A 26059-nucleotide genomic window follows, 5' to 3' on the forward strand; every position below is an offset into this window, starting at 1 on the left:
AATTTAGACCGATGGCATAAATTGTTTCGGGGAAATACCTTGCATCCCGATCATCGGGTCGATCTGCCGACTCAACACCAATTCCGGCGTCAAGCGATAATCCTTCGGCGTTGCTGGTTCCGGAGCAGCTTCAGTAGTCGTTGGTGCCGGGACAGGGGTCTCCGCGTCAGCCGGTTGGTCAGTCGCTGAAGGAGTTGTCTCACCTTCAGTTGCCGTTGGCTCAGCCGCTTCTGGTGCTTTAGCCGCCCCATCCGGGTCCAAAACCGTTTGAATCCGCGTCGTCAACGTGGTGTGGCGGTTGACGGACAGATTGGTGACACAGGCCTCGAAGGCTTGCGGTTCGCCAATCAGAATCAACATGTCCGCCGCTCGCGTCACCGCCGTGTACAACAGGTTACGCTGGAGCATGCGGTTATACTGGCCGACCATGGGGAGAATCACCATTTTGAACTCGGACCCCTGTGACTTGTGAATCGACATGCAGTAAGCCAACGTCAGACGGTTCCAGTCATTCTTGGCATAGGTGACCTCGGTCTGCTCAAAGGCAATCGTCAATTGGTCGCTTTTGGCCTTACTGTGTTTGTCACTGGCCAGGTCGATCCCGGTGATAACACCGATATCACCGTTGAACACGTTATTTTCCGGACTGTTGACCAGGTGTAAGACCTTGTCACCGATGCGGAATTTCTGGTTACGGAACTCAACTTCCTTTTGGCGGTCCGACTTCTTGGGGTTCAGGATGTCTTGGAGCACCACGTTCAACCGGTCGATGCCGGCCGACCCGCGGTACATCGGTGCCAACACCTGGATGTCACTGGCGCTGAAGCCCTTGGCGTGCGCCTTGCCCACGATTTGGTCGATAACGCTTTCCACCTGGTTGGCGTGGCAGGCGATGAAGGACCGGTCCTTTTGGTTCTGGGTGAAATCCGCTGGTAACTTACCCGCCTTGATGGCGTGGGCCAACGGGATGATGGACGAGCCATCCCCCTGCCGATAAATCGTGTCCAGTTGAATCTTTTGCAGTTGGTCGCTGGCCAACAGGTCGTGAAAGACCTGTCCCGGCCCCACGGACGGCAACTGGTCCTTATCCCCCACTAAGATGACCTGCATGCCAATCGGCACGGCCTTCAACAGTGTCTTCATCAAATAAACGTCGACCATCGACACCTCGTCGATGATCAGCAGGCCGCCCTCAAGGTCGTTGGTCGCGGCCTCATCGGGATCCGCCTCGCGACCCGTCAAGCCCAACAGCCGGTGAATCGTACTGGCAGGCAGGCCGGTCGATTCGCTCATGCGTTTAGCTGCCCGGCCAGTCGGTGCGGCCAGTAGGATGGGAAAGGGTTTATCTTTGTATTCGTTAATGTCTAGTGAGACCTCGTGTAACCGGGCGTATAAATTGACCAACCCGCGAATGATGGTGGTCTTCCCGGTCCCGGGTCCCCCCGTCAGCAGCATGACCTTGGCCTGAATCGCGGCGGTCAACGCGGCGGTTTGCGACTCGTCGTACACGATGTCATTTTGTTTCTCGACGATCCGGAGCTGCTTGTGAATCGCGTCCTCATTGAATTTGGCTGGCGTGTCGTCGCCCTTCAATAGGCGTTGAAGGTGTTCGGCAACCTGCCACTCTGCGTCATAGAGGGATTTCAAATAGATTCGTTGGTCATCACCAACGACCTTCTGTTGCTTGGCGAGTTCCAGGAGTTGGTCGGCCAACTTGTTGGGGTCGAGCCGCACATTGCGGGCATTTTCCAGCAGACTCAAAGCGTTGGCCAGTAACGGTTTGGCCGTGGTATAGGTGTCCCCGTTAGCCACCGACAGATCATTGAGCGTTTGTAATAGCCCCGCCTGTAAGCGTTCCGGCTTGTCGGCCGCATAACCCAGCTGCGTGGCAATTTGGTCCGCACGCCGGAAGCTCACCCCATTAATGTCCTCGGCCAACCGGTACGGATTTTCATGAATGACGTCCAACGTCTTTTCCTGGTAACGGTTATAAATGGCCGCCGCCAGCGTGCTCCCGAAGCCGTAGCCGTTCAGGCCGATGATGATCTGTTCCATCCCGTTGTTGGTCTGGAGTTGACTGACCAGCGTGGCCGCCACCTTTGGGGATAAGCCCAGTGGCTGGAGCACCGCCGAATCATTCAAGATTTCTTCAATGGCGTTGGTTCCCAGGGCATCAACGATTTTTTCCGCCGTCTTCTTGCCCAGGCCCGGGAAGTCCTCGCCACTCAAATAAGCCACGACCCCACTGCGCGTCGTTGGCGTTTCGTTTTGGTAATTGTCCGCTTGAAATTGCACGCCGTACTTGGGATGCTCCACGCGTTTGCCGGTAAACCGGTACGTCACGTCGTCCTTGATGTCAGCGAAGTTACCGGTCACCACGATCTCGTCTTCGTGCCAATCCAGACTGGTCTCCGACACCTTGACCAGCATGACCTTGTAAAAGCTATCGTTGCTGGCGAAAAAGACCGCACTGACGGTGCCGACCACGTAATCGGCCTGCTTGGTGTCATCCGCAAATAAATTGAGTGATTCGGTTGCCATCTGCTAGTCTGCTCCTTTACTGTGGCTTCTTGGGTGACCGTTGCGCTTGCACGAAGCGTTCGATGTCGGCCAGCCGCTTTTGCCCTTTGTCAAAATAAATCGGGTCTAGTTCCTTGGCCCGGGTAAAGTAGTCCTGATACGGTTCACCCTGGACCATGGCGACTAACCCGCGGTCAAATTGGGCGTGACCGTTCTTGGAATCGAGTGCCAAGACTTGATCGTAGTACTGGGCGGCTTGGGCCATGTTGCCCAATGCCAGGAGGTTTTCGGCCATCACTTGAAGGGTCGCCTCGTCCTTGGGCTGGCTGCCTAACGCAGTCAACGCAAAGGCCAGCGCGCGCTTGTGGTCCCCGTTAGCCATGTAACTTTGGGCCAACATCAGGTAACCGGCGCCCTTCCACTGGTCGTTCAACTGGTCGAATTGCTGGATTGCCTTGGGGTAGTCCTGCGCGGCATAATAAACGTTACCCAGACCGTAACGCAGCTTTTCCACCGTGGCCGGTTGGGCGTCAAACAGCCCCAGCGCCTTCATCAACAATTCTTCCGCCTGGGCGTAGGACTTCAAATCCACCAGCACCGTGGCCAGTTCATAGTAGGCGTCCGCATCCCCCGGATGGGTGTCGATGCGCTGGACCAATTGATGGACCAACTGTTCTGATTTTGCTTTATCCGCTTGGCGGTCAATTTTCTTCTCTGTCATTTTATCACCTAAATTGTATCGGTTGCCGTGGGTTTTGCCGTCAAAAAACTGGTGTCGTTCCAGTCAATTAGGTCGTAATGTTGCCCGTCTTGCGTCTCCAAAATGGTCACGCTGGTATTGCGCAGGCCACCACGTTTTCGTAGATCAGCCAGCGGCGTGCCCAACAGCCCGTTGATTTCGGCATTGAGCGCGGCCCCGTGACTGAAGATCAAGACGTTATCTTGCGGGGCGTTGTTGGCGGCCACAATCTTTTGGATAGCGGGCGTCATCCGGTCGATGACCTGGGTAAACGTCTCACCACCGATCTTAGCGGCATCGTATTGATCGGGATGGTTACGAAAGGCGTCTAATTCGGCTGGAAATTGCTTTCTCACGTCGTCAAAGGCCATCCCCTCCATCCGTCCCAGGTGGAACTCTTCCAGGCGGCTAACCAGCGTTAATGGCACCTGATGGTCAAGCGCCTGAATGACGTGTTGAGCCGTGACCCGCGCCCGCTTGATGGGACTGGCATAGGCGTGGGTAAACGGGATGTCCTTTAAGAAACGGCCAACCTGCCCCATTTGGTCGTAGCTTTCCGGTAATAGCGGTGAATCCCCGCCGGCGCCCTGAAATCGGCCCTCAAGATTCCACTGGGTCTTGCCATGACGAATAAAGTATAATTTCAAAATTTATTGCCGTCCTTTCCGTGAAGTCACATAGTCTATATTATGCCAGTTTTCGGCCGGTTTTCAAAGGAACTGGCTGAGAAAACGACAAAATTCGGCAGAAAATTTTACCACTAGCTGGTTTCGTCGCTGAGGGGGTCGTTCGCAGACACGCAGGTGGATGCTGGTCGCTATCCAGCTGGTCCCTTCACTATTACTAACGAAATGACATCGCCTTTTGTAACCCCGTGGTCCAGTTCTTAACCATTCCTTTAGAAGTCATTGCTGTCAGACAATTCAAGGCGATACAACAAGCGGTAGTCAGATGGCCGAACTGATTGGCTTCGGTCTAACGCATTGCTGCTGACAAATCTCAGTCCGCCGGAGGAGGCCAGGGATGGAGCCAGCTGTGTCGACGGTGTTAGCTGGCTCCTTTTGCCAGGTTACACCGTGGGGCGACTTGAAAGACTTGTGGTCTTGGCAAGGCTTTCAAGCGAACCGGAAGACCGCCCCTCAGGCTGGAGGTGTCCCCCATAGCAGGCGGAACCCCTGGCAGCCGCAGGCACTGGCTATCACTGTCTCCCAAGGTAGGCGGCCAGCAAGAACCGCAATGCAAAAAGAACCCAACCAACCGGCACGCTGCCAGTTCGTCAGGTTCTCAATTTAACGGATTAGATTAACTGTAACTCACGGTCCTTGTTGTAAGCAGCGTCAATGATGGCGCTCCCCAAGCACTCGTCGCCATTGTAGAACACAACGGCCTGACCAGGTGTGATGGCCCGGGCTGGATCATCGAATTCAACGGTGACCTGCTGGCCGTCCTCACTCAAGTGAACGGTCACGCCGGTATCCTTTTGCCGGTAACGGAACTTCGCCGTGCAGTGGAAGTCACTGCCGCGGTCGATCGTGTTGACCCAGTGAATGTCTGAGGCCGACAGATGCGTCGCGTACAGGTGGGAATTGTGGTAACCCTTGCCCACGTACAAAATGTTCTTGGTCAAGTCCTTACCGATCACGAACCAAGGCTCGTTGTCTTCACCGTCACCACCGATACCTAAGCCGCGCCGTTGACCGATCGTGTAGTACATCAAACCGGCGTGGTCACCCTTGACCTCACCGTCGACCGTCATCATCTTGCCGGGCTTGGCTGGCAGGTAGGTGTTCAAGAAGTCCTTGAAATGACCCTTTTCGCCGATAAAGCAGATCCCCATGGAATCCTTCTTATCAGCGGTGGCCAAACCAGCTTCCTTAGCGATCTCACGAACCTGTGGCTTAACCAAGTCACCGATTGGGAACATCACCCGATCCAACTGCTCCGTGGAGAGCTGGCTCAAGAAGTAAGTCTGATCCTTGTTCTGATCAACGGCACGCATTAAGTGGGCATCACCGTTCTCGTCACGCGTCAACTGGGCGTAATGGCCAGTTGCGATATAATCGGCACCGAGCTCCAAGGCGTAGTCCAAGAAAGCCTTGAACTTGATTTCCTTGTTGCAGATGACGTCTGGGTTCGGCGTCCGGCCCTTCTTGTACTCATCCAAGAAGTACGTGAACACGCGGTCCCAGTACTCCTTTTCAAAGTTGACGGAGTAGTAAGGAATGCCAATTTGTGAGGCAACCTTGGCTACGTCCTTGTAGTCTTCCGTGGCGGTACAAACCCCGTTCTCGTCCGTATCGTCCCAATTCTTCATGAAGACGCCGATCACGTCATAGCCCTGCTGCTTCAAGCGCAAAGCGACAACGGAGGAATCGACCCCGCCACTCATACCAACGACAACCCGTGTTTGGCTGTTGTCCTGCATGATATCACCATCATTTCTCTCAGATTCTGGAGAATCTACGATTTGAAGGTCGCATAAATCCAGTATTGCCTAGTTTACCCATTTTGCGGCGCTTTTGCAAGCCTGGCGTTCCCTGTCACCATCCCGCCAACTTGGTCATCCTCAGATTGGGCAAACTGCCCACACAGGTAGTAAATAGTTGGACGAAGGTGTATAGTTAAAATTACATTAGATTTTAATTAGTAACAGTTCATAATTGGAAGTGATCAGTTTGACAAGTCCCATCATCACCATCGATCACGTCAGCTTTGACTACGTGACCTACACCAAGCAAAGCGGGTTGCGTGGCAGCTGGCATGATTTATTTCACCGGCAAAAGCAGCGGGTGCCCGCCGTTCAAGACGTTTCCCTCCAAGTGGCCCCCGGTGAGATTCTCGGCCTGCTGGGGGCTAACGGCGCGGGCAAAACGACGTTGATCAAATTAATGACAGGGATTCTCCCCGTCAGCGCCGGTACCCTGTAGCTACTGGACGGCCAACAGCCCTTTCAAAAGCGGCCGGCTTTCTTACAGCGCATCGGCGTCATGCTCAGCCAAAAGAGTCAATTGGCCTGGGATCTGCCACCGCTGGATACGCTGGTGCTCCTGCGGGAGATCTACCACGTACCTCATGACCGGTTCACCACTTGGCTGGCCTTTCTTACTGAGCAACTGGCCGTAACCGAACAGTTGAAAGTCCCGGTACGGAAGTTGTCCTTGGGGCAACGGATCAAATTTGAATTGATTTGCGCGTTGATCCACACGCCGGAGATCTTGTTTCTCGACGAGCCGACCATTGGTATCGACGTCAGTAGTCAAGCCAACATCTACCGCTTCTTGCAGCAGCTCAATCGCGACACGCAGATGACCATCATTTTGACCAGCCACAACACCAAGGACATCGAGGCACTGGCACAACGGGTCGCCGTCATCAATTATGGGCACAAGATCTTCGAAGGTACGCCCAACGGCCTGATTGCCCGTTACGCGTCGGCTGCCACGCTGGAAGTCGTCACTGACGCGGCTTTGACCACTCTGCCCGCGCACGTGACTCGGGTGGACGACAGCCACTATTTGGTCGACGCGGCCGCCTTGTCAACGCTGCCCATCGACCCGCAACACATTCTCAGCGTCCACCGGCGTAATGGCAACCTGGATGACATTTTAACGCAATTGTTCTCCCAGGAGGTGGCCCCATGAAATACTGGCAAACGTTTCAAAACGCGCTGACGACGACCTTGACTTACCGCGGCAACCTCCTGCTACGCCTATTGACCGTGGGCCTCGACATCGCCGTGGCCAGCTTCATGTGGCTAGCCGTTTACCGCTTCAGTGACCAGGACAGTGTCGCTGGCATTGGCGCGTCACAAATGGTTATCTACTTGGCGGTAGTCAACGTGTTGGCTCTGATCTTCTCAGCCAGCCCAATTTTTACACTGAGCACGCTAATTCGTAACGGCAATCTATCCGTCATGCTACTGCGGCCCATCAATTACTTTCGCCAGAGCTTCTGGACCTACGCTGGCCAAGCGACGCCATATCTGGTCATCTACGGGCTGGCTATCGCGCTGATCAGTCCGGTTTTTCGCCACGGGTGGCGGATGGGGTTAAGCAGTCTCGTCCTCATCATCCTGACCTACGTCATGTTCTTCCTGTTGATTTCCGTCATCAGCCTGATCAGCTTTTGGTTGGTTCAGGTCTGGCCGCTCCGACCGGTCTTAAATGCCCTCTTCTTACTACTGGGTGGGCAAGCCTTCCCGCTACAGATTCTGCCGGCTAGCTGGCACTGGCTGACGGTCAACCCCTTTGCCTTGGCGGGCAACCAGTTGACCCTGCTATTACTGGGCAAACTCTCCGCACACCAACTGACGCTCGACATTGGCATGGCAACGCTGTGGTTAGTGCTCGCGTTAGTCTTGATCAAGGTGCTGTGGCGACGGGGAATCCAAACCTATGAGGGGGTCGGCAGTTAATGTTTAAAATCTATCGGGTGTTGGTCAGCCAAAGCTTGGCGGAAACCCTCTCCTATCGGTTCACCGCTGTCTTGACTGCCCTATTTGGCATCATGTTTTACGTGATCGAACTCATTACCGGGGGCGTGTACTTTTCATTTACCCCCACCATTTACGGTTGGCATTTTCTGGACTACTTAAATCTCATCACCACGGCCAACCTCATCAGCTACCTCTACCAGTTTCTCTTTGTCGCTGGGCACGAGGACTTAACCGACCAAATTCTGGACGGCAACCTCGATTATTCCCTGTTGCGGCCGGTGAATTCTTTTTGGTTCCATGCCAGCTACCGGGTCGACTTTCCATCGCTGGTCACACTAGTCTTGACGGCGGGAATCGAAACGGGAATTTTGCTCAAGCTCCGTCCCACCCCATTAAACCTGTTGGGCTATCTGGCGGCCGTCGTCGTGGGCGTTGCCTTCATCTTTGCCCTCAACCAAATCGTGGTGACCGCCGCCTTTTGGATCGACGGTATGACAGCGTTGGACGGGCTACCGGAAGACTTGATGTCCGCCTCCGCGCGGCCGGCGAAAATTTACCCGCGGCTCCTGCAACAAATCTTCCTGTGGATCATCCCCTCACTGGCCATCACCAACGTACCCGCCCAATTCGGCCACAACCACCCGAGCTGGCTGCTCGCATGGTCCGCTCTGGTGACCGGCGTACTGCTGGCACTATCCTATTGGGAGTGGCGTCGGGGCCTACTGCGCTACGTCTCCGCAAACTGACCTTTTCGGCGACACTTGCTCAAGATTCCGCCTCACCTAGAAATGGTGGAGACCAGCGCCTGCGGCTGCCAGGGGTTCCGCCTGCTATGGGGGACACCTCCAGCCCAGGCGCGGGCTTCCAGTTCGCTTGAAAGCCTGACCAAGACCGTCAGTCTCTCAAGTCGCCCCACGCTGTAACCTGGCACAAGACGCCAGCTAACACCGTCGACACAGCTGGCTCCACCCCTGACCTCCTCCGGCAAGGATGGCCGATAATGGTCAAATAGTTCTTCGGGCAGTGAACAATGGATTACCAATCGTTATCCCAGTTGTACCCCACAAGTGTTGCGGATGTGCATTAACGTAGCCGAGAGTGGCGCGAAAATGGGCTCAGCCGTGGGAGTTCCCTTAGCGGCGCGATTCATGCCGCTTAGGAAACTGGCGTCTTTGAGACGTGGGCCATCGGCTCAAAGCGAGGGCGAGACCGCTCTTTGGCTCGACCGGTCCGCCCACCGCGTTCCAGCCCATTTTTGCGCCACGGCAGGCGGAAATTCTCATCAGTCCATATTGTTAGAAAAGAAAAAATTGCTTGTCAGCGTTTGAACACTGGCAAGCAATTTTTATTTGGTCACTAATCTTTTTTCTGTAAGATCTCACGGTCAATCAAGTTTTGTAAAATAAAGTGGTATTGTTCCACGTTGCCCTCGGCATGGGAACCCTTGAAGATGTTGACGCGGGCGTTACCGGAGGCGTTGGTTGTGGACATCTTGAACCCACTGAGGTCCTTGGCCACGACGACCTTGAGCATTTGGTTCTTGTTGTACGGGGACGTCGGGTCGACCGAGCGCTCCAGCGTGTAGTTGCCGGCATTGGAGACTTGGAAGCCGACATCTTTTAGCGCGTATGGCTTGATGTTGGGGTGTAAGACGTAAGTATTCGTATCCCCCGTAATCTTCATTTCTTTTTCAAACAACATGTTACTTCACCTCTGTCTTTGAAAGTCGCTGAACGATGGCACTCACGTTCTTCACGAAAGCGTCGATGTCAGCGCTAGTCGTTTGGCTCCCAAAGGATAACCGAATCGACTCGGCAATCCGGGGACTGTCTTCGCCAAACATGGCGGTCAACACGTGTGACGGCTCAATGGACCCCGCCGTGCAGGCCGAACCGCCGGACACGGCAATGCCTGCCAGATCCAGGTTCGTTTGCATCACGTAGGTTGAAATGCCCTTGATCCAAATATTCAAGACGTGCTCCAGGTTGTCGCCGGTCAATGAGCCATTGATGTCAAAATCAACGCCATTGTCCTTGAGGCCCTGGACGACCTGTTCCTTGAAGCCGTGGAACCGGGCACGCTTTTCTGCTTTGACCTCGGGAGTCAATAGCTTAGCGGCCACGGCCATCCCAGCAATGGCGGGCACATTTTCCGTACCGGCCCGCCGCTTTTCTTCTTGGTCGCCACCCTTGATCAGGCTGGGGAAGTTGATGCCTTCGCGTTTGTACAAGAAGCCAATCATCTTGGGCCCGTTGATCTTGTGCGCCGACGTCGACAACATGTCGATGTGATCGCGTTGCACGTCGATGTCCAGTGACCCGTAGGCCTGCACGGCATCGGTGTGGAACCATGCTTGGTGGTCCTTTAAGATCTCGCCAATCTCGTGAATTGGCATCCGACTGCCGACCTCATTGTTGCCCATCATGATGGTGACCAGAATCGTGTCATCCCGCAAGGCAGCCTTGAAGTCATCCAGACTGATGCGACCGTGCTCGTCAACGGGCAAATAGGTCACGTCAAAGCCCTGTTCCTCCAAAGCGTGGAGTGGGCGCAACACGGCTTCGTGCTCAATAGCCGTGGTAATGATGTGCTTGCCCAGACTTTGCCGCGCGATAGCGGTTTGAGTGATTGCCGTGTTGTCGCTTTCGCTTCCGCCACTGGTGAAAATGATCTCTTCATCGTGAGCCGCGTTAATGCTCTTGGCGATAACCTGACGGCTGTTTTCCATCACGGTGTGTGCCTGACGCCCAAGGCCGTACAGCGTTGAGGCGTTGCCGTAAACGTTGGCCATCTTGTCGACCATTTCATTTAAAACTTCTGGGGCCATCGGTGTGGTGGCCGCGTTGTCCAGGTAGATTTCCCGGACGGCATTACTGTTATCAATGTGAATCTCTTGCACCCTAAAAACCTCCTGAAAGGCCCTGTGCTAGTTTTGTGCCGCTAGCAAGGCCAGTAACATTTGTGCAGAGCGGTGCCCCGCGTCAATAATAAAATCATCAAAGTTTACGCCAGAATCATTGTCGGCATTGTCGGACATGGCCCGCACGACGACATATGGCACGTCAAATTGGTGCGCCACTTGACCAACGGCAGCCCCCTCCATTTCACCGGACAAGGCATCTGGGAAATGGCCCATGATGTCCTTGATGGTCTCAGGACTATTCAAGAATTGGTCACCGGACACGATCAAGCCCAACTTGGTCTTCAAGCCCGTGTTGGCCGCAGCCGCCACGATCTTTTCGCCCCATTCTTTGGACGCTTCGAACCGTGCTGGTTGTTGTGGCAATTGGCCGTATTCGTAGCCAAAGGCCCGCGCGTCGGCATCGTGGTAAGCCGTTTCCGTTGAAACGACCACGTCACCGATGTTCAAGTCAGGTGCCAAGGCCCCAGCTGAACCAGAATTGATGACGATATCCACGTCAAATTGGGTAATCAAAAGCGCGGTCGTTAAACCCGCTTCCACTTTACCGATACCAGAACGGACCAAGACCACGCTTTGGTCGTGAATGGTCCCTTGGTAAAATTCCAGCCCGTGAATACTGGTCGTTTGGGCGTTGTCGAGTGCTTCGTGCAGTTCCTTAATTTCTTCTTCCATGGCGCAGAGAATGCCAAATGTCATGTCGTGTGTCCACTCCTATTCGTTTTGTCTTTTATTTTTACATTGTTATAGATCCGCCTACCGTTGCGCAAGCCTACAACGCATACATCACCAGTTGCCTGCGGCTGCCAGGGGTTCCGCCTGCTATGGGGAACACCTCCAGCCCAAATGCGGGCTTCCGGTTCGCTTTGAAGCCTGGCACGATTCGCCAGTCTTCAAAGTCGCCCCACGCTGTAACCTGGCACAAAACGCCAGCTAACACCGTCGACACAGCTGGCTCCACCCCTGGCCTCCTCCGGCAAGGTACATGATACCCTGTCAGACTAGCATAACCATGGCGGCCGACAACAACCAGCAATAACTAATCCGGGTGTTGGCCACCAGTATTACAAATGTGCACTAACTTCGCCGAGAGTGGAGCGAAAATGGGCTCAGCCGTGGGAGTTTGCTTAGCGGCGGGGTTCATGCCGCTTAGCAAACTGGCGTCTTTGAGACGCGGGCCACCGGCTCAAAGCGAGGGCGAGACCGCCCTGTGGCTCGACCGGTCCACCCACCGCGTTCCAGCCCATTTTCGCGCAACGGCAGGCGACCAGTCAAGCCTATCTTGGTCTTTTGGTCTTTAGTCTAAAAAGAACAGAATCAAATACACCGCCACAATCAAGAGAATCAGCCAGAAGATTGCCCAATTGAGGCGCGTCTTGAGCCGGTGCTGCTTGCTATCGGCTGGGCTGACCCGCTGCTCGTTGGGGTCATCGTCACTATCCGGCGCTGCTCCACCGTGGTTGCGCGCATATTCCTTTTCGACTTGGACTCGCTTGCGGTCGCGTTCTTGAAAGTCCTTTTCGGCCTGTTCCTGTTCCCGGCGATAATCCGCACGGGTCTTAGGCTGCCGACCGTCTTGCTCATCATCTGGATGCATTGCTGTCACCTACTTCTGTAATAACCAGTAATAGATGGCCGTAATCGTCTTGGCGTCGTTGATTTCGCCGCTGTCAATCATGGCCTGGGCTTGGTCTTTCGTGACCGTCAAGAGTTCCAGGTTTTCTCCCTGGTCCCGCGGTAATTCCGTGGTGACCGGCTTTAAGTCAGTTGCCAAAAAGAGCGTCATGTATTCGTCAGAGAACCCGACGCTGGAATAAAATCCGGTAATGCGTTTTAAATTGCCCGGTTGGTAGCGAATCTCTTCGTTAAGCTCCCGCATCACCGCGTGTTCCACGTTATCGGCGTCCCGACTATCTAACTTCCCAGCCGGAATCTCCAAGGTCGTCGCCGCGATGGGTGCCCGCCATTGCCGTTCCAAAATCATTTTGTTGTCGGCGGTCAGGGCCAAAATACCCACGGCCCCCGCATGACGCACGATCTCACGAGTCGCCGTGTCGCCATTTGGCAAACGGACCCGTTGCCGTTCCAGCTTAACGATGACGCCATCATACAATTCTTCTGTTGATTCAACGTGTTCTTCCAAATCCATCTTTACGCCTCCTCGCTACTCCCCGTCACAACAGGGGTAACTTTTGCCGCTTGGAGACCACGCATGCCTTGAACAATCACAAATTGCACGGTTTGGCCCACTTCTAGTTTTTTGAACCCTTCACCGACGATAGCCGTGTAGTACACGAATACGTCGCCGTCTGCGGGCGTGGTGATGAAACCAAAACCGCGTTGTTCACTGTAACTCTTTACTTTTCCGGTTAACATGCTTGATTCCTCCCATACATAGTCCAAATTATACTCGCTTGACCAGTCGACCGCAAACAATGGTTCTCCGCTTAGCATTTCCTTACCAATCGGTACATATTATTCCGCCTACCGTTGCGCGAAAATGGGCTGGAACGCGGTGGGCGGACCGGTCGAGCCAAAATTCGGTCTCGCCCTCGCTTTGAGCCGGTGGCCCACGTCTCAAAGACGCCAGTTTGCTAAGCGAAAAAGACCGCCGCTAAGCAAACTCCCACGGCTGAGCCCATTTTCGCTTCACTCTCGGCTACGGTGGTGCTCGTCAATAACGATTGCTGACTGTGACCGCAGCAATTGTTTACAGTCGTTATGTGCCGCCGAAGTCTCATCAATTTCGCCATAACCACCTAACCTGCCGGAGGTCGCCAGGGGTGGAGCCAGCTGTGTCGACGGTGTTGGCAGAGGTTTTATCTCTGCCTACAGCGTGGGACGACTTGGGAGACTGGCGGCCTTTGCCAGGCTTCCAAGCGAAGTGGAAGCCCGCTTCTCAGGCTGGAGCCGTTCCCCATAGCAGGTGGAACCCCTGGCAGCCGCAGGCATCTGGCAAGGCAAGTAGTCCATTTTCGCGCAACGGCAGGCGGCAGCTAACCATCATACCGAAACCCGAACGAAAAATGCCGACCACCAATGACTGGTAGTCGACATTTTGCTAATGCTTATTTTTCTTCAAAACCTTCAGTTGCCGTTTCGGGGTAGTTGGCCCGAACGATAGCGGCACAGCGGGCACAGAAGTGTGGGTAGTCTGAATCACTACCAACGTCTTCCTTGACCAACCGGCACCGTTCGCAAACCTCACCAGCAGCTGGCGTTACCTTCACGGCCATGTGGTCGAAGGTCAAGGCGTCAGCTGGGGCATCGGTCAACTTGGCAACATCTAAGCCGGAAACCAGCAGGATCTGTTGAACATTGACGTTCAACTTGTCCAGTAAGGCTTGCGCGTCGTCGTCAACGTATAAGTCGAGGTGCGCTTCCGCAGCCTTCCCAATCAATTTGGCATCCCGTGCTTCTTCCAACGCCTTTAAGACGTGGCTCCGCAAGGTCATGAAGCGATCCCAGGCAGACTTGTGCTCGTCATCTTCAACTTCATTTTCGTCGTCCATGTCCATCACGACTGGCATTTCAGCCAATTGGACGAATTCTTCTGGTTCTTTCAAGAAGCCCCAGATTTCTTCGGCCGTGTGTGGCAGGATCGGCGTGATCAGCTTGGTCAAGCTAACCGCGATTTGGTAGAAGACCGTTTGCATTGAGCGCCGGGCTGGACTGTCTTCGGCTTCGATGTACAAGACATCCTTGGCGAAGTCCAGGTAGAAGGCGGACAGGTCACTGACGACAAAGTTGTTCAATTCCTTGTTGATGTTCAGGAAGTCAAAGTTGTTGTAGTGGTCTTCCACACTCTTGGTGAAGGCGTTCAACTTGTAGAGCATGTGGCGGTCAACGGGTGTCAATTGGTCAAAGGCGACCGCGTCCTTTTCAGGATCGAAGTCGCTGGTGTTGGCCAACAAGTAACGCATCGTGTTCCGTAACTTCTTGTAGCTGTCGGAAATCTTCACGAAGGCTTCGGTGCTGACACGCACGTCGGCTGAGGTATCCACAGAAGTGACCCAGAGACGGACGATGTCGGCCCCCATCTTCTTGATGATCTCGTCTGGCGCAATCGTGTTACCGAGTGACTTGGACATCTTGTGGCCGTCTTTGTCCAACGTGAATCCTTGGGAAACGACCTGCTTGTAAGGTGCCTTGCCGGTAGCGGCCACACTGGTGATCAGACTTGAGTTGAACCAGCCCCGGTATTGGTCAGAGCCTTCCAGATACAGGTCGGCTGGGAAGTCGAGGTAGTCGCGTTCAGCCAAGACCCCTTGGTGAGACGAACCAGAGTCAAACCACACATCCATGATGTCGGTTTCCTTGGTGAATTCGCCATTAGGTGAGTGTTCGCTGGTAAAACCGTCTGGCAAGAGATCCTTCGCATCCCGTTTGAACCAGATGTTAGACCCATATTTGCCAAATAGATCAGCGACGTGGTTGACCGTTTCTGGCGTGATGATGGCCTCGCCGTCTTCGCCGTAGAAGATTGGCAGTGGCACACCCCAGACCCGTTGCCGGGAAATAACCCAGTCGCCACGGTCCTTGATCATGTTTGCCAGACGCCGTTTGCCCCAATCAGGTTGGAACTTCACGTCGTCTAACGTGGCCAAGATCTCGTCACGAATCTTGTCGACGGACGCAAACCATTGTGGCGTTGCCCGGAAGATGACGGGCTTCTTCGTCCGCCAGTCAAATGGATAGCTGTGTTCATAAGGCATGTACTTCAACAGGGCGTTGCTGGCCTTCAGCTTGTCCAAAGCGATTTGGTTGGCATCGTCATAGAAAACGCCGTCAAAATCAGGACCTGCTTCCGCCGTCATGTACCCTTGGTCGTTGACCGGTACCACAACGGGCAGATTGTAGAGCTTGCCGACATTAAAGTCGTCTTCCCCTAAACCTGGCGCCGTGTGGACCAAGCCAGTCCCTGTTTCAGTCGTAACGAAGTCGCCCAGCATCACGACCAGCTTGCGATCAGCGATGAATGGGTGTTGGGCGGTGATGTTCTCTAAGTCTTGACCCATCACGGTCTTCAAGACTTTGACATCTTCCCAGCCAAACAATTCAGCGTTCTTGTCGACCAATTCACGGGCTAAGACAAATTTCCGATCTTCGCCAGCGGGTTGTACCACGGCATATTCAATACCAGCGTCAATGGTGATCCCTTCAGAACCGGGAATCGTCCACGGCGTCGTGGTCCAAACGACCAGGTAGGTGTCGTTATCCAACACGCCCTTGCCATCAACGACTTGTTCGCCATAAAAGGCAGATGGTGAGGTCACGTCGTGGTATTCGACTTCGGCTTCAGCCATGGCTGATTCGGAAGACCAAGACCAGTAAACGGGCTTCTTACCCTTGTAAATCAACCCGCGCTTAGCCATTTCACCGAAGACACGGACTTCCGCAGCTTCAAATTCAGGCTTTAACGTCAAGTAAGGATCGTCCCAGGTACCGGCAACGCCCAAACGCTTGAAGCCTTCGCGTTGTTGGTCAACTTGCTTCAAGGCATATTCGCGACACAGGTCACGGAATTCGGCCGTCGACATCTTCTTACGGTCGTAGCCGGCCTTCGTCAATTGTTGTTCGATTGGCAAGCCATGGGTATCCCAACCAGGAACATAAGGTGCCCGGTAGCCGCTCATTGATTTGAACCGAACGATGATATCCTTGGAGATCTTGTTCATGGCATGGCCCATGTGAATAGGACCATTGGCGTATGGTGGCCCATCATGGAGAATAAAGGTGGGCTTCCCTTCATTTAATTTTTGCCGGGCTTCGTAAACTTTGTTTTCAGCCCAGATCTTTTGCCGGTCAACTTCTTTGACTGGTAAATTTCCGCGCATCTTAAACTTGGTCTTACCCAGGTTAAGCGTGTCTTTCACTCGCATACCGTGTTTCCTCCTTAAAATTTTTGTTCCTCGGTTGGTGAACCGGTGAGCTCAAGCCCAACGGCCTCAGCTCACCGGTCAACCGACCGTCTGTTTTACGTTAACATTGTCTTTGCTGGCCGCCTTGCCGTTCGCTAGATATGAGTCGGAACGCTGTGGGCGGACGGGCCGAGCCAAAGTACGGTCTCGACCCTCAGCTTGGAGCCGATAAATCGCGTCTCCAAGCTGCCAGTTTCCTAACCAGCAAAGTCCGCTACTTAGGAAACTCCCACGGCTGAACTCATATCTAGCGAACTATCGGCTTCGGTAGCGGTAACCATCGACTCTGGCAAGAACCCGTCAATTAGCAACCGTAGCAACTGGCTCACGGATAGTAACCAGCGACAAATTTGCGACCACGTGATGGCGACGCACAATCATGCCGGAGGTCGCCAGGGGTGGAGCCAGCTGTGTCGACGGTGTTGGCTGAGGTTCTGTCTCAGCCTACAGCGTGGGGCGACTTGAGAGAATCGCGGTCTTGGCGAGGCTTTCAAGCGAGCCGGAAGCCCGCCCTTTGGCTGGAGGTGTTCCCCATAGCAGGCGGAACCCCTGGCAGCCGCAGGCACTGGCTTGGCCAATTTAATTGACCACACAGCGTTCCGACTCATATTTGGCACCGCGGACGGCGGCCAAGCTCCACATTTTTCCCAAAACAAAAAACGGCCTCGTCGCAAGGGACGAAGTCGTTTTCGTGGTACCACCCAAATTTAGCGAACCCCGGGTAACCCCGGGACTCACCCTCAAACGACGTAACGTGCCGTTCACGCCACCGCTTACTATTGATTCAGCCGTGGAGCTTGGAGAAGTGATACCAGACAAAAAGAGCGGGTGTTAGCCTTCCACCGTCGCTAACTCGCTAGTACCATCTTTTTGTGAGGCGCCTTTCTCAGTGCCTATTGTTTGTCTTTATCAAATTGTGGTTGGTCATTGTCCGGGAAAATCACAACGGTTTCCCCATTGTCGTCCCCACTATCTGTGACGGGGGCTTCCGCGACCGGCGTGTCTTCAACCGGTTGGGATGCTTCTGAGTTTACGCCCTGAGCCCCTTCGTTGTCAAGCCGGTCGCCAACGACCTTCTTGATTTCCTCGTAGCTGGACATTGAGCCTTCCTTCAACAGGCTATCCCAGTCGTTGGACTTGACCACTTCCAGTTGGCTTTCCAACATGACTTGTAAGCGTTGGCGGAAGACCCGGGTGCTCTTCTTCAAGTCATCGGTCTCCACGGCCAACTTCTTGGCCCGCTTGGAGGCTTCATTCATGATCTGGTTACCCTTGTTCGTGGCTTCAGAAACGATGTCGGAGCTTTGCTTCTGGGCTTCGCGAATGATAATTTCCGATTCCTTTTGGGAGTTGGCCTTGACCTTATCGGCGGCCTCTTGCGCAACTAAGATGGATTGGTTCAAGGAATCCTTCAAGTCGTTAAAGTACTTGAGCTTTTCGTTGGCCGCATCCAGTTGTTCCTCTAATTCCTTGTTGTGGTTCAACGTGATTTGGTAATCCTTGATCACTTGATCTAAGAAATCATTGACCTCGTCAACGTTGTAACCGCGCATCTTGGTACCGAACTCTTTATTATGAATGTCTAATGGACTTAAAACCATTGCTCTGTTCCCTCCACATCTATTTCTGCAGTACCGCTAGGGTGACCCGAATCTTTTCTTTCTTGGTTCGGCCGCCAACTTCATCCAGCCGGATGCGGCCAAAGCCTCTGACGGAGACGATGTCCGCGACGTCTAATTCAAAATCTGGTTTCAGCGTTTCCGCCCAGTTCAACCGGACCTTGCCGCTTTCGATCAGTTCCTTGGCGCGGTGTCGTGACAAATGAAACCCGGTTCCCACGATATTGTCTAACCGCAGTGACGACAAGGTCGCCCCTTCAGTCTCCCACTCGTTCATGGGCACCAATAAATCATCCCAGGTATCCGGCTGTAGCCGAGCCTTGACGCGGCCGATGTGGTCCACTTGACCGACCAAATAGTCCGCCATCCCCGCTTCGGTGATGACTTGCCAATTCGTGCCATCGGTCAAAATATCCCCGAGAATCTCTCGCTCAATGCCGGCACCCAACAAGGTCCCTAAAATCTGACTGTGATGAAGCGTCGCGAATTTTACGGGGTAATCGACCTTAAGTACCGTCAGTTCAAAGTCCTGCGGCACCGGTTCGTAGTAATCCGGGTAAAATAACGCCCGCTGCATTTCAGCGTGTTCGTGACCGCCACTGAAGCGCACGTGCTGATCCGCCCGTTGCGCTAAGGTGGTCGCGATGTACACTTGCCGGGGGTTCAAGAAATGAGTGAGAACGGGACGATATTCGTCTTGAACTTGTTGAATCCAGCCGCCGATAGCGTCGATCAGGGGCGCCTCATCCGGTCGAAAATGTTGTAGGACATTCTCATCCAATTCCTTCCCCTCCTTTTCCTTATAAGATTAAGCCAAAAATCATTTGCTCTAACGCCGATAGTCCATACTGGACCAGCGTGAGCACGATAATGGCCACCACCGGCCCGAAGCCCAGCGGTCCCACCGAGACAAACTCAAAGTAACGGAGGAACGGCTCAACTAGCCGACCAATGATTTGACCAAACTTAGACTGATAGCCACCAGGGAGCCAACTGAGCAAGGCATACACCACGATCAACAGGATGTAGGCGCTCACGGCCCAGTTCAGGACTTTAAATAGCAAAAGTATGAATTGTATCACTGCGAAGCTCCTTTATTGTGTGACTTGAGTCCCGAGGTTAGCGGCGACATCGCCGCTGACCTCAAAGTTGTGGGGCGTACAGAGAAAGATCTGTTCACCGATCCGTTTGATTTCGCCACCCACGGCAAACGCGGTTCCGTTTAAGAAATCCACGATGCGTTGGGCCTGGGCTTCATCCACCCGGGCAAAATTCACGATGACGGCGTCCCCACCGGTAATTTGTTTCGCAATCGACTTGGCATCCGAATAGATTCGCGGTTCGCAGATCGCGATATGACTGGTACTTGGCTTTGCAGATCGCATGGCAACCACCTTTCGACTATCAACTGGCCGATTCGGGGTAGTTGGCGTTGACTGGGCTGTGGGGGCCGTTTTCGGCTCATCCTCATAGTCTTCGTCATACTCGTCGTTCATTCCGAAAAATTTGCTTAGACTAAACTTCTCCGCCATGGTACGCCACTCCTCTCAACACGAATTCTATCTGAGCTGCTATTACTTGCGCCGCCGTTTGAAGAATGGTGGCGTATCTTCACCCTGGTTATCGTCCCCCGCAGAGGTATCGTGTTCACTAGGGTTGAAGATGTTGAAATCAGGTTTGTCAACGCCGGCAAATTCATTGCTGGAGCTGTTGGTGCTCTTCGGTTCTGGCCGGTGCGCAGGTTCGCGAATATCCCAGTTGCCGAATGGATCCTTGTCGTTTTCTTGGGTTGGGGTCTCGTTACGACTGTCCGTTGAGCGGCTTGGTTGGTTGTCAGCACGGCGCGCTACGCGACTGTGTTGGGCAGCTTCCCGTTCTTCTTTCTTCTTGTCGATCCCGGTTGCAATTACCGTGACCCGCACTTCGTCGCCCAGGTCTTCGTCGATCGACGTCCCAAAGATGATGTTCACGTCGCTCGTCGCAGCATCGGAAACGATTTGAGAAGCCGCTTGAGCTTCAAATAAGGACAGGTCTGGACCACCGGTGATGTTCAACAGCACTTGTTCGGCACCATCGATAGACACTTCCAGCAGTGGTGAAGAGATGGCCTTCTTGGTGGCATCTTCCGTGCGGTTTTCGCCGTTGGCAGAGCCAATCCCCATCAAAGCCGCCCCTTGGTCTTTCATGACCGTCTTCACGTCGGCAAAGTCCAAGTTAACGTAACCAGGACTTGTGATCAAGTCAGAGATCCCTTGGACCCCTTGACGTAACACGTTGTCGGCTTCTTGGAAGGCTTCCATCATTGGGGTCTTCTTGTCCACGATTTCTAACAAACGGTTGTTGGCAATGACGATCAACGTGTCCACGTTTTCCTTCATTGCGGCGACCCCTTCAGCGGCGAAACGACCCCGCCGTGGGCCTTCAAAACTAAATGGCCGGGTCACAACACCCACCGTTAACGCACCGCCTTCTTTGGCGATCTTAGCCACGATTGGCGCAGCACCGTTCCCGGTACCACCGCCCATGCCGGCAGTGACGAAGACCATGTCGGCGCCTTGTAAGGCTTCGGTGATCTGTTCTTCGCTTTCTTCAGCGGCCTTGGCCCCAACTTCTGGGTTGGCACCCGCGCCAAGTCCCTTGGTCAATTTCGGCCCAAGTTGAATCTTGGTTTCGGCTTTTGAGGCTTCGAGGGCCTGCACATCCGTGTTGGCCACGATAAATTCGACACCCTTGACGTCTTCGGCGATCATCCGGTTGACGGCGTTGTTACCCCCGCCACCGACACCAATCACCTTAATGATTGCGCCGTTATTTTGAGCAGAATCTAGTGAGTATTCCATTTGTGTATTCCTCCATCTCGCGTTAGTCGAAGAAGTCGCTGAAGAACTTCTTGATACCTTCAGTCCGATTTTTCTTCTTTTTTGGTTTCGGTTGCTTACCCTGATTTGATTGCGCTGGTGCGGTCTGCTCAGCTTCAGCGGCCTGTTCACGTTGGCGAATCTCATCGGTTTCATCGGCTAGTTGGGTGGAGCCCGTCAAGGCACTCTTGATGAGCAGGTCGATCTCACTCAGCCCCCCAAAGTATTTCACTAAGGCCAGCGCCAGCGTAAAGGACGGATGACGCAACCCCATTTGATCTGGCACGTAAACCCGAACGTTTGTGTTAAATTCGTCGGTCGCCAAATCGGTGATGCCTGGCAAGGCGGCGACCCCACCAGTTAAGACGATACCACCGGGAAGCTCTAAGGCTTGCACCTTATCCAGGTTGGCCCGGAGGTGTTTGAAGATCTGGTCCAAACGGGCCTCAATGATCTCCGCTAAGTATTTTTCAGACACTGGCGTCGGTTGGCTTTGCCCAACCACGTCAACCGGGAACTCATCTTCATCACTGGCCTGCGTCGAATCAGCGTAACCGTAATCGCGCTTCAGCTTCTCAGCACTGTCCAGTGAGGTGTTTAGGACCACGGAAATATCCTTGGTGATAAACTGACCGCCCTCTTGATCCACATCAATGTATTTCAGTTGGTGGTCATGAATAACGGCAGCGGTGGATTGGCCACCGCCCAGGTCGATCAGGATCGTCCCAAAGTCTTGTTCCCCATCGTTCATGACCATCATGCCTTGGGCCATCGGGTTGATGACCGTGCCCCGTAACTTCAAGCCGGCTTGTTCCACGGCTTTGCGGGTGTTGTGCATAATCGTCTTGGGTCCGGTAAACAAGGTCCCGTGCAACTCTAATCGGACACCGACCATGCCGCGTGGATCCTTGATGCCGTCAAACCCGTCAACGACGAACTCATCGGACAAGATGTCAACGACTTCCCGTTCTGGCGGCAGGCTTTGAATCAAGGCTGCCGTCGCGACGTTACGCACGTCACGGCCGGTGATCTCGCGGGACTGGTCATCAATGGCAATCATGCCACTGCAAGGTTCAATTTTTAACATATTTGCGGGAATTCCCACAATCACATCGTGAATTTCGATGCTGGCCTTCTCTTCGGCTTGCCGGACGGCCCGTTGAATTGCTTCAGCGGCTTTGTCAATATCCACGATTACCCCGCGGCTGACACCGTTCGAACGTTCGTTTCCCACGCCAATAACGTTCATCTGCCCTTTAACATTCTCAGCAACAATGACTTTTATTGAGGTGGTTCCTATATCGAGACCAACGTACATCCCTGAATTATCCATAGAAAAAGGAACCTCCTAAGTTAATCAATCTAATAACACTGCATGAATTCGCTTTTTCCCTAATTATTTTACAGTTTACCACATTTGCTAGGGGTTAAAAAAGCCTTTATGACGCTTTTTATTCGCTGCAATCAAAATGAAATCATTTCTTGAAGGCATACGAGTAAGCGCCCACTTCCAAATTGACAACACCCTTTTGTTTCATCTTAGCCGCAATTCCCGGGTAATAAGCCATTTTCTTGGCAAAACTCGCAATGCTGGCGTAGACTTCGTTGCCATCGTTCATGAATAGATGAACCCGATCCGGGTTGTCTTTGGTCGGGGCATCTTGAATCTCACTGATGCTGCGCTTGATGTCGCCATTCAGTTGCGCATACTGCAAAATCATGCGGTGCAGCGTCTTGGCATGCTTGAAGTGGCCGTAAACCGGCGTCCCACTCTTGGGTTGCGTCACGGACTGCTGGCTCACCACACCATTTTCCAAGACTTCATAATAGCGGTTTTGCTTCATCACGTAACCCGCGGTCGCAAATTCCTTGACGTGAATCGTCACGTGATTGGGCCGCCGCAGGGTGATCTGAACGTTCTTGAGCCGCGTATTGCGTTTGCGTGCACGCTGGGCCAAACGTTGCTCGTGACCCAACACCTTGAACACGGAATCGCCCGCGTGAATGTGGGCCGCTTGCTGGACCTGCTTGGCCGATAACGCCGCTGTGCCCGTGACTTTGACCGTCGGGAAGTGACTCAGTGGCGAGACCAGGTAGACCATCGCTAGGATGACCACGGTAAAGCTCGTCAACAGGATCGTTAATCGGCGAATCAGCTTCCGGTTACGCTGATGCTTCAGCCGCGGCAGCTTGTCGCCAATTCGCTGAGCCTTGTGGATCCACTTGGGCGTCTTGGCTTGCTTGCGCTTCTCCTCGGCCTGTTCCTGGTATTCTTCCCAGGGGGTCAAGGCATGCTGCTGTTGCTTTGATTCATTACGGTTCAAGCGAAACTTCACAGCCGCCCACCTCCCATCCACTATTTTTTCGGGTACTTAACAGACTACTTCGTCTGCTTTAAGGATTCGACCACGTCAAGCACGCGGTCAGCCGCGTCAGGCACACCCAATTGCTTAGAAGCCGCTGCCATGTCTTGACGTAAGGCGTCGTCGTTCATCAACTGGTCCGCCTTGCGCATCAAGGTCGCGCCACTCAGGTTTTCCTCAGTGATGATCTCCGCTGCACCAACCGTAGCCAGGGACTGCGCGTTTTTCATTTGGTGATTGGCCGTCACGTACGGGCTAGGAATCAGAATCGACGGAATCCCATCGGCCGTGATTTCCGCTAAGCTCGTGGCCCCAGCCCGACCGACGATTGCGGCGACCTTGGGTAGCACTTCTGGCATGTTGCTGATGTAGGGCTTAATAACCACATTGTCCGCCACCGTGACGTCTTTCAGTTCGGCCATGACGCCGTCGTAGCGTTTCTGACCGGTGACGAAGACGACCTGGTACTTGCGTTGATTAAATTCGGGAATCGCGGCCACCGTAGCGGCGTTGATCTTCAATGCCCCTTGAGAGCCCCCGAAGATCAGCAGGGTCGGCACGTCATCTTTGAGACCATATTCGGTCCAGCTAAAATGACTGACGATCTCGGCAGCCTCTTGGGCCCGGGGATTCCCCGTCTTGACCATCTTGGTTGCTGGTAACTGATCCAGTGCCGCGTCAAAGACGTAGGCGATGCGGTCCACGTAACGGCTCAAGAAGCGGTTCGTCACGCCGACCACACTATTTTGTTCGTGAATCAAGGTTGGCACGTGCAAGCGCGCTGCGGCGTAGACCACGGCCCCAGACACGTAGCCCCCAGTTCCCACGACCACGTCCGGTTTGAATTGCCGAATCATTTTCTTGGCCGCGTGCACACTCTTCAAGAAGAGATAGATCGTTTTAAAATTTTCCAGCGATAAGGACCGTTTAAACCCTTGAATCCGGGTTGCTTGAAAGGGGATGCCTTTGGCTGGCACAATGCTGCTTTCCAGCCCCCGTTCAGACCCCACGTACATAATAGCGGAATCCGGTTCTCGCTTCTTCAACGCTTTGATGAGCGCGAGTGCCGGGTAAATATGGCCCCCGGTACCGCCCCCCGATACCATTAATCGCATTATTTTTCCTCCTGTTTCCCAGTCAACTGTTCAACAGCCTTGATGAACCGGTCGCCACGAACCTCAAAGTTCGGGTATTGGTCCCAACTGGCATTGGCTGGTGATAAGAGCACGATGTCACCGGGATCACTCAGCTTGTAAGCCAATGGGACCGCCGTTTCCACGTTATCGGTCAGTTCGATGGTCTTGATGCCGGCTTGCTTGGCCGTGTCTTCCAGCAACTTAGCTGTCTGACCAAACAAGATGATGGCCTTGACGTGGGCTTTAAAGGACGGAATCATCTTTTCAAAAGTATACCCCCGGTCTAACCCACCGGCTAACAGAACGACTGGGGCCTTGAAGCCCTTTAACGCCATTTCCGTGGCTTCCATGTCGGTTGCCTTCGAATCATTGTAGTATTGCCGTCCTTCGGCTTCTAGGACGAACTGTGTCCGGTGCCGTACCCCACCAAAGGTTCTGAGAACCGCCACGATGGCTGCCGTGCTGACACCCTTGATCTTCGCCACGGCAATCGCTGCCAAGGCGTTTTCCACGTTGTGGTCGCCAGGTACCTTGATCTCGCTGGCCGGCATGATTTTTTCTTGCTTAAAGTACAGAATGCCGTCCTTCTCGTAGGCCCCGTCTTCGGATTGGTCTTGACGAGAGAATGGGACGACTTGGGCCTTGGTATTTTGACTCAAATCACGCCATTCTTGACTATCAAAGTTGACGACGAAATAGTCATCGGCCGTTTGGTTCGCCGTGATCTTCATCTTGGCTGCGACGTAGTTAGCCCGCGTCTTGTGATAGTCCAAATGGTTGGAGAAGATGTTGGTCAAAACGGCGATGTGGGGATGAAATTCGGTCGTCTCAACCAGCATGAAGCTGGAGACTTCCAGGACCAAAGTGTCGTCTGGAGTGACCTCTTGGACCACCTTGCTGGCGGGAATCCCAATGTTGCCGGCGTAAACGGCCTTGCCCGCTTGCCGATCATGGTCGACCATCTTTTGGATCATCGTAGTGGTCGTGGTCTTCCCGTTGCTCCCGGTGACGGCAATCAGTTCGGCATCGGCTACCTCGCCGACCAGTTCCATTTCCCCAATGACCGGAATCTTTTCGGCTAAGGCCCGTTTGACCACGGGCACGTCGTAAAAGATACCGGGGTTCTTCACGATATAGTCATAGCCGGGATCCAATAGATCGGCCGTTTGTTCACCCGTGATGACGTTGAAACCGGCATCCTTCAGCGCTTGTGCATCCGGGTTTTCAGCCAACGGTTTGACATCACTGACGGTCACCTGCGCGCCTAGACGCTTCAATAAATGAGCTGCATTGACCCCGCTTTTCGCCAATCCCAAGACCAGCACTTTTTTGTCTTGATACGTCGTGATTTGTTTCATAATAACCGCTCGCTCTCCATTCTCTTTGATTCATCGATTTAATTTTTTTGATAATCATGTCTACTGCGGCACAACGTTTTACTGGCCACTTACTGTGGTAGGTCAGTTGTCCGGTTGCGACAGCAGCAATCAATCAGCAGATTGACATTAGCCAATCACATCCAGCATAACCGAAACCAATGGCCTGGCA

General features: G+C 53.7%; 22 protein-coding genes and 1 pseudogene. 3 read left to right on the forward strand and 20 right to left on the reverse strand.

What is annotated here, in order from left to right; translation table 11 throughout:
- Nucleotides 1-3: 3 nt before the first annotated feature.
- The 4 genes from recD2 to mnmA all read right to left on the reverse strand — a co-directional run bounded on the left by recD2 (nt 4) and on the right by mnmA (nt 5684).
- Nucleotides 4-2541, reverse strand: coding sequence for an SF1B family DNA helicase RecD2 (gene recD2, locus NGM66_RS01895; RefSeq protein ID WP_258115347.1), 2538 nt, complete (start codon nt 2539-2541; stop codon nt 4-6).
- 16 nt (nt 2542-2557) lie between these two features.
- The gene (locus NGM66_RS01900; RefSeq protein ID WP_208909396.1) at nt 2558-3241 is read right to left on the reverse strand and encodes a tetratricopeptide repeat protein; all 684 of its coding nucleotides are present in this window, start codon (nt 3239-3241) and stop codon (nt 2558-2560) included.
- An 8-nt stretch (nt 3242-3249) separates the two neighbouring features.
- On the reverse strand, nt 3250-3909 hold the full coding sequence (locus NGM66_RS01905; RefSeq protein WP_208911018.1) for a histidine phosphatase family protein: 660 nt from the start codon (nt 3907-3909) through the stop codon (nt 3250-3252).
- 647 nt (nt 3910-4556) lie between these two features.
- Nucleotides 4557-5684 carry a tRNA 2-thiouridine(34) synthase MnmA gene (gene mnmA / locus NGM66_RS01910; protein WP_208909395.1) on the reverse strand — a complete coding sequence of 376 codons (1128 nt, stop codon included), beginning with the start codon at nt 5682-5684 and terminating at the stop codon, nt 4557-4559.
- A gap of 364 nt (nt 5685-6048) precedes the next feature.
- Between mnmA and NGM66_RS01915 the strand changes: the two are divergent.
- From NGM66_RS01915 to NGM66_RS01925, 3 genes and pseudogenes are all read left to right on the forward strand, one after another.
- Nucleotides 6049-6900: pseudogene (locus NGM66_RS01915) on the forward strand (ATP-binding cassette domain-containing protein).
- Nucleotides 6897-7673: an ABC-2 family transporter protein gene (locus NGM66_RS01920; RefSeq protein ID WP_208909392.1), complete on the forward strand. Its 777-nt coding sequence runs from the start codon at nt 6897-6899 to the stop codon at nt 7671-7673. Before NGM66_RS01915 ends, NGM66_RS01920 begins: the two are co-directional and overlap by 4 nt.
- Complete coding sequence (locus NGM66_RS01925) at nt 7673-8440, forward strand: ABC transporter permease (protein WP_208909391.1); 768 nt, start codon at nt 7673-7675, stop codon at nt 8438-8440. The genes NGM66_RS01920 and NGM66_RS01925 overlap by 1 nt, the downstream gene beginning before the upstream one ends.
- Before the next feature lie 610 nt (nt 8441-9050).
- Here NGM66_RS01925 and NGM66_RS01930 read toward each other — a convergent pair.
- The 16 genes from NGM66_RS01930 to murD all read right to left on the reverse strand — a co-directional run bounded on the left by NGM66_RS01930 (nt 9051) and on the right by murD (nt 25869).
- On the reverse strand, nt 9051-9395 hold the full coding sequence (locus NGM66_RS01930) for a DUF1831 domain-containing protein (protein ID WP_208909390.1): 345 nt from the start codon (nt 9393-9395) through the stop codon (nt 9051-9053).
- A 1-nt stretch (nt 9396) separates the two neighbouring features.
- Nucleotides 9397-10521, reverse strand: coding sequence for a cysteine desulfurase family protein (locus NGM66_RS01935; protein WP_245155343.1), 1125 nt, complete (start codon nt 10519-10521; stop codon nt 9397-9399).
- A 99-nt stretch (nt 10522-10620) separates the two neighbouring features.
- Entirely contained in the window at nt 10621-11313 is a 693-nt protein-coding gene (locus tag NGM66_RS01940; protein ID WP_208909388.1) for a 5'-methylthioadenosine/adenosylhomocysteine nucleosidase, read from the reverse strand.
- Between the two features lie 598 nt (nt 11314-11911).
- Nucleotides 11912-12211, reverse strand: coding sequence for a hypothetical protein (locus NGM66_RS01945; protein ID WP_208909387.1), 300 nt, complete (start codon nt 12209-12211; stop codon nt 11912-11914).
- 9 nt (nt 12212-12220) lie between these two features.
- Entirely contained in the window at nt 12221-12763 is a 543-nt protein-coding gene (locus NGM66_RS01950) for an NUDIX hydrolase (RefSeq protein ID WP_208909386.1), read from the reverse strand.
- Between the two features lie 2 nt (nt 12764-12765).
- Nucleotides 12766-12990, reverse strand: coding sequence for a cold-shock protein (locus tag NGM66_RS01955; RefSeq protein ID WP_125577048.1), 225 nt, complete (start codon nt 12988-12990; stop codon nt 12766-12768).
- Between the two features lie 692 nt (nt 12991-13682).
- Entirely contained in the window at nt 13683-16496 is a 2814-nt protein-coding gene (gene ileS, locus NGM66_RS01960; RefSeq protein WP_208909385.1) for an isoleucine--tRNA ligase, read from the reverse strand.
- Nucleotides 16497-17428: 932 nt separating this feature from the next.
- Complete coding sequence (locus tag NGM66_RS01965) at nt 17429-18136, reverse strand: DivIVA domain-containing protein (protein WP_208909384.1); 708 nt, start codon at nt 18134-18136, stop codon at nt 17429-17431.
- A gap of 19 nt (nt 18137-18155) precedes the next feature.
- The gene (locus NGM66_RS01970; protein WP_208909383.1) at nt 18156-18935 is read right to left on the reverse strand and encodes a YlmH family RNA-binding protein; all 780 of its coding nucleotides are present in this window, start codon (nt 18933-18935) and stop codon (nt 18156-18158) included.
- Between the two features lie 19 nt (nt 18936-18954).
- On the reverse strand, nt 18955-19218 hold the full coding sequence (locus NGM66_RS01975) for a YggT family protein (RefSeq protein ID WP_308706622.1): 264 nt from the start codon (nt 19216-19218) through the stop codon (nt 18955-18957).
- Between the two features lie 30 nt (nt 19219-19248).
- Entirely contained in the window at nt 19249-19686 is a 438-nt protein-coding gene (locus tag NGM66_RS01980) for a cell division protein SepF (RefSeq protein WP_208909382.1), read from the reverse strand.
- A 42-nt stretch (nt 19687-19728) separates the two neighbouring features.
- Nucleotides 19729-20994 (reverse strand): cell division protein FtsZ, encoded by a 1266-nt coding sequence (gene ftsZ / locus NGM66_RS01985; RefSeq protein ID WP_208909381.1) that lies wholly within the window; start codon nt 20992-20994, stop codon nt 19729-19731.
- A 22-nt stretch (nt 20995-21016) separates the two neighbouring features.
- Nucleotides 21017-22345, reverse strand: coding sequence for a cell division protein FtsA (ftsA, locus tag NGM66_RS01990; RefSeq protein WP_208909380.1), 1329 nt, complete (start codon nt 22343-22345; stop codon nt 21017-21019).
- Nucleotides 22346-22487: 142 nt separating this feature from the next.
- Nucleotides 22488-23348: a cell division protein FtsQ/DivIB gene (locus NGM66_RS01995; protein ID WP_208909379.1), complete on the reverse strand. Its 861-nt coding sequence runs from the start codon at nt 23346-23348 to the stop codon at nt 22488-22490.
- A gap of 44 nt (nt 23349-23392) precedes the next feature.
- Entirely contained in the window at nt 23393-24490 is a 1098-nt protein-coding gene (gene murG, locus NGM66_RS02000; RefSeq protein WP_208909378.1) for an undecaprenyldiphospho-muramoylpentapeptide beta-N-acetylglucosaminyltransferase, read from the reverse strand.
- Nucleotides 24490-25869, reverse strand: coding sequence for a UDP-N-acetylmuramoyl-L-alanine--D-glutamate ligase (gene murD / locus NGM66_RS02005; protein WP_208909377.1), 1380 nt, complete (start codon nt 25867-25869; stop codon nt 24490-24492). Before murD ends, murG begins: the two co-directional genes overlap by 1 nt.
- Nucleotides 25870-26059 lie beyond the last annotated feature (190 nt).

The sequence above is a fragment of the Levilactobacillus yiduensis genome (genome assembly GCF_024718525.1).
GTDB lineage: Bacteria > Bacillota > Bacilli > Lactobacillales > Lactobacillaceae > Levilactobacillus > Levilactobacillus yiduensis.

Excerpts from the sequence above, each read along its gene's own strand:
- recD2 (WP_258115347.1), bottom strand. The coding sequence starts at position 2,541 with ATGGCAACCGAATCACTCAATTTATTTGCGGATGACACCAAGCAGGCC.
- NGM66_RS01900 (WP_208909396.1), bottom strand. The coding sequence starts at position 3,241 with ATGACAGAGAAGAAAATTGACCGCCAAGCGGATAAAGCAAAATCAGAA.
- mnmA (WP_208909395.1), bottom strand. The coding sequence starts at position 5,684 with ATGCAGGACAACAGCCAAACACGGGTTGTCGTTGGTATGAGTGGCGGG.
- NGM66_RS01920 (WP_208909392.1), top strand. The coding sequence starts at position 6,897 with ATGAAATACTGGCAAACGTTTCAAAACGCGCTGACGACGACCTTGACT.
- NGM66_RS01925 (WP_208909391.1), top strand. The coding sequence starts at position 7,673 with ATGTTTAAAATCTATCGGGTGTTGGTCAGCCAAAGCTTGGCGGAAACC.
- NGM66_RS01930 (WP_208909390.1), bottom strand. The coding sequence starts at position 9,395 with ATGTTGTTTGAAAAAGAAATGAAGATTACGGGGGATACGAATACTTAC.
- NGM66_RS01935 (WP_245155343.1), bottom strand. The coding sequence starts at position 10,521 with ATGGCCCCAGAAGTTTTAAATGAAATGGTCGACAAGATGGCCAACGTT.
- NGM66_RS01940 (WP_208909388.1), bottom strand. The coding sequence starts at position 11,313 with ATGACATTTGGCATTCTCTGCGCCATGGAAGAAGAAATTAAGGAACTG.
- NGM66_RS01945 (WP_208909387.1), bottom strand. The coding sequence starts at position 12,211 with ATGCATCCAGATGATGAGCAAGACGGTCGGCAGCCTAAGACCCGTGCG.
- NGM66_RS01950 (WP_208909386.1), bottom strand. The coding sequence starts at position 12,763 with ATGGATTTGGAAGAACACGTTGAATCAACAGAAGAATTGTATGATGGC.
- NGM66_RS01955 (WP_125577048.1), bottom strand. The coding sequence starts at position 12,990 with ATGTTAACCGGAAAAGTAAAGAGTTACAGTGAACAACGCGGTTTTGGT.
- ileS (WP_208909385.1), bottom strand. The coding sequence starts at position 16,496 with ATGCGAGTGAAAGACACGCTTAACCTGGGTAAGACCAAGTTTAAGATG.
- NGM66_RS01965 (WP_208909384.1), bottom strand. The coding sequence starts at position 18,136 with ATGGTTTTAAGTCCATTAGACATTCATAATAAAGAGTTCGGTACCAAG.
- NGM66_RS01980 (WP_208909382.1), bottom strand. The coding sequence starts at position 19,686 with ATGGCGGAGAAGTTTAGTCTAAGCAAATTTTTCGGAATGAACGACGAG.
- ftsZ (WP_208909381.1), bottom strand. The coding sequence starts at position 20,994 with ATGGAATACTCACTAGATTCTGCTCAAAATAACGGCGCAATCATTAAG.
- ftsA (WP_208909380.1), bottom strand. The coding sequence starts at position 22,345 with ATGGATAATTCAGGGATGTACGTTGGTCTCGATATAGGAACCACCTCA.
- murG (WP_208909378.1), bottom strand. The coding sequence starts at position 24,490 with ATGCGATTAATGGTATCGGGGGGCGGTACCGGGGGCCATATTTACCCG.
- murD (WP_208909377.1), bottom strand. The coding sequence starts at position 25,869 with ATGAAACAAATCACGACGTATCAAGACAAAAAAGTGCTGGTCTTGGGA.